The 3,474-nt window shown below is 46.8% G+C and carries 2 protein-coding genes; both read left to right on the top strand.

Going from position 1 to position 3,474, the window contains the following annotated elements:
• A partial coding sequence (locus tag KDK19_RS08675; RefSeq protein ID WP_257291747.1) for a transglutaminase domain-containing protein occupies positions 1–2,837 on the top strand: 2,837 nt, incomplete at its 5' end.
• A 169-nt stretch (positions 2,838–3,006) separates the two neighbouring features.
• Positions 3,007–3,474: hypothetical protein (locus KDK19_RS08670; protein WP_257291746.1), on the top strand; the 468-nt coding region annotated here is incomplete at its 3' end.

Here is a 3,474-nt window from a genome sequence, read left to right as displayed (position 1 = left end):
AACGCCATGAAATTTGTATTAAGACTCGTCTGAGTAAAGAAGAAGCCAGAACGGAGATCATCAGGATGGTAGCTCAGACCAGGTGGCAGGCATCCGGTCTTTCCCTGAAGCCGGATCAGTCAGACGATATGCTCACTCAGTCACTGTACCGACACTGGCAGCAACGCTGGTTTAATCATGGGTTTAGCCAGACGGGCGTGGACGTTAATAGCGTGTTTCCCCTGACGAAAGAGCAGGAACAAACGCTGAAAACACCGGCTTGCCAGCCTTATCTTCGGGAAACTGATCGGCGGCTAGAGGCGTGGAACGCCAATGAGTTTCAATTGTGTCCGGCACTCTGGCATCAGATAAGTGATCTGCCGAACCATTTGATGAATGATTTTATTAAGGAAGCATCAGCTGGCAGTGATGACGCTCCCGAACCAGGCATTCCAGAAGCTTTGGAGAAAGAGGCTGAGGCATTGGATCGAACAACGAACTATGAGGCTCTGGAGATCCCAAAAGGTGAAATTCATAAAATTTTTGATACGCAGAACCATTCTCCCAGGATGTATCGCTGGCGGGCAAAACATGTTTATGTGACTGTTGAGGGTGATATCAAAAAGATCAATCTTGATAGTCATCACCTTCTGGGGATAGAAACCCTCATACCTGATCCGTTACCAGAGTACGGCCAGGAAATTGCGTTAACCGGAGATCAAACGCTGGCGAGCCTTGAGCTGTCATCAGAGAATGGTGAATATCCATTGCCCAGCCTGACGCCTCATGACGCTATCGTGGCTCTGCGCATAGAGCACGGTTTGCCGTTCAAGCTGATCAGGGACCGATATACCGGGCTTTACACACTGTTTATTCCACAGGCCAAAGCCCACCAGAGTATTCAATGTACTTATGTCGTAGAACCCGGAAAACCGGGGGGAAATGCACGTGCTAAAGAAGTCCGGCCAGGACGATCAATACCTTTTGACGCCCAGTGTACAGAGGGTATGAAAAACGTACTGAAAGAGCTGTTTACAAATATTGACCGACACCCAACCGAAATGAAGGCGCTTTTGCGAACAATCAATGACACTAAAGACACCAGGCAACGAATTAACGCAATCACGGAGTATTGCAAACAGTTTTCCGGTGACGCTGAACCAGAAGCCAAAGAAAATTTCTTTCGTTTCCTGGTAACACGGCGACAAGGCAGCTGTCGTCATCGTGTGCCTGTTTTTATCGCTTTTTGTCGTTATTTTGGGATTTCATGTCGGGAAATTTCCAGTCGTGTCCACTGCTTTGCTGAGTATTCTGTGGATAGAGGCCAAACCTGGGAATCAGTGGATTTGGACGGTGCGCCCGATGGGACAACAGAAATCACACCTGCTTTCCAGCCCACAAGAAAGGTCCCTGCTTCCAGCGGTGAGTCAAAGAAGACTCTGCATCTCCTGAAGGAACTCCTGAAAGGGGCTGATTTAGCACAACAGCAAACTCTGGCTAAAGCCTGTGGCATGAGCCTGAAGGAACTGAACAACGCTTTTGTGGCAAACACTGCATTACCAAAAACCAATCTAAGTACTTTCGAAATAGTAAGGAACCTTTGGAAGGAAAAAAATTTAACCGGTTTTTCCATGGGCTTCTCAATGTTGGAGTTGCTGGAGACAAAAACATTGAGTTGTTTCGTGGAGGAATGTATCGATTTTTTGGTTTGCGACGATAGTCATCTTCATAACCCTCTGCCAGAGGCAGTAAGACAAATCTTGTCCAACAGCGATGAAGATCAGGTCACAGGAAAACTCAAGTTTCTTCATTCAAAAATGATTGTTCAGGGCGGAGTAAGCCCTACGCACTGGTTACGTCTAATTGTGGATATACTGAAGCACATTGACTTAACCAGACCTTCGGTTATTCAATTTGCCCGTAAAACTCTGGAATCGTGTTGGCTGGATTCACCGCCGATCTATAAAGGCCATATTGTGGGTGCTCATCAACAGCATCAGATATTGGTGCGCCTGGAAGACGTCGATGAACTGAAGGTAGAAGCCGCCCATTCTCTGAAAAAGTGGTACCGGATGTTCTTGTCCAGAGAAAAAAATAGCCAGATATGGCGGTTGGTTTATAGAAAATACCAAAATATAAACGATGAAGCCTGGTTCGTGACTCATTGTCATGAAGGGTTTTCGCCATTCCTGGAAGGTAAGATTACCCGTTCATCCTTACAGATCGCCTGGACGGGCGAACCCCAGGGAGTTCCGAATGTAGAACGAATGCTGGTGCACCAACCCGCGTTTTCGAAATTGAACTCTGGCAAGGAGAACCACCGTCCGGTGATTATTCTGGGGCGACCTCTCTGGGAAGGCATCATTTGGAAAAAAATCAATGTTCTGTGTGATCGAGAAGTTGAGAGCAGCCCGGACTTGAAGCAATTATCGGAAAAAATCAAACTCAATGCCTGTGATGTGTCATGGTGGGATCAAAGGCTTTTGGATGATTTAAAATTCAAATACAAACTAGCGATTCAGCTGGCCTTCAGTTATTACCTGTATGAAATGACGCACTCAAAATCTGGTTCTTTAACGTATTGCTGGGTCAATGCCTCTATGGCGGACACCATCAGTATAGAGAGATACGTGGACAACTATGGCGCTCATGATCCATCCTCACCAGAAGAGCTATTTGCCATGATGCATGAAATTATCAGCCCCCACCGGCTTGAGAGGACTCTCAGGGATACCCACTTACGGCAGGCACTCAACGCCAGTAATGCCCTGGTGCTGAAACCCAATGAGCTGACAATAATTGCTGAAGAGTTTTTAAACAGCGTGAATTTGAATTCGATTTACGACTCATTGATGTAAAACCAGGCAGAATTTTTTCTCTGTTTACCACACTTCATGAATATTCCATAAGGGCGTCGCATTTTGATAGTTACGCGTGTCTATCCAAATGGAACTTTCATCCAATCTGAAAGTCAGAGGGTTAAACAATTTCAATACAGTCCTTGAGATGACATGAAGGAGATCGACTATGGATGGTTCGATTGGTGGGGCAATGAACAAACGTGCTCTAACTCTAAATAGTGGCGTGTCTGATATCGCCGTGTCTGATGGTGGTGTGCCAGATAAAAGAGCAAAGCTGGAGTCATCATCAAGTATGAAGGTAGAAATCTGCAATCAGTTGACCTCCAAACTAACCATATCACCACCTCCGATTGCGTCACCTGACAAAAACAGAACCGTATCCTCAACGGATTCCTTGCTCCCCGGTGCCTCTCATTCCTTCGATTTTCGTTTTGTCGCCGGCGATGATGAGGTTCGACAGCTTTTAGTGGCTCGGGCCGGCGATGAACATCGGGATGTCACCCTTATCTCCCATCCCGATGACCTCTCACAGGCTAATCTGGTGACCCGCTTGAGCATTGCCGAGGATGGTCGCCACTCTCTGCGTTCAGGCAAGCTGTTTGAAGGGACACAGCCACTCACTCTGGTGATGGAT

The sequence above is a fragment of the Endozoicomonas sp. ONNA1 genome, from assembly GCF_024606325.1.
Taxonomy (GTDB): Bacteria; Pseudomonadota; Gammaproteobacteria; order Pseudomonadales; family Endozoicomonadaceae; genus Endozoicomonas_A.
This window is presented reverse-complemented; position numbering and strand designations above follow the sequence as displayed.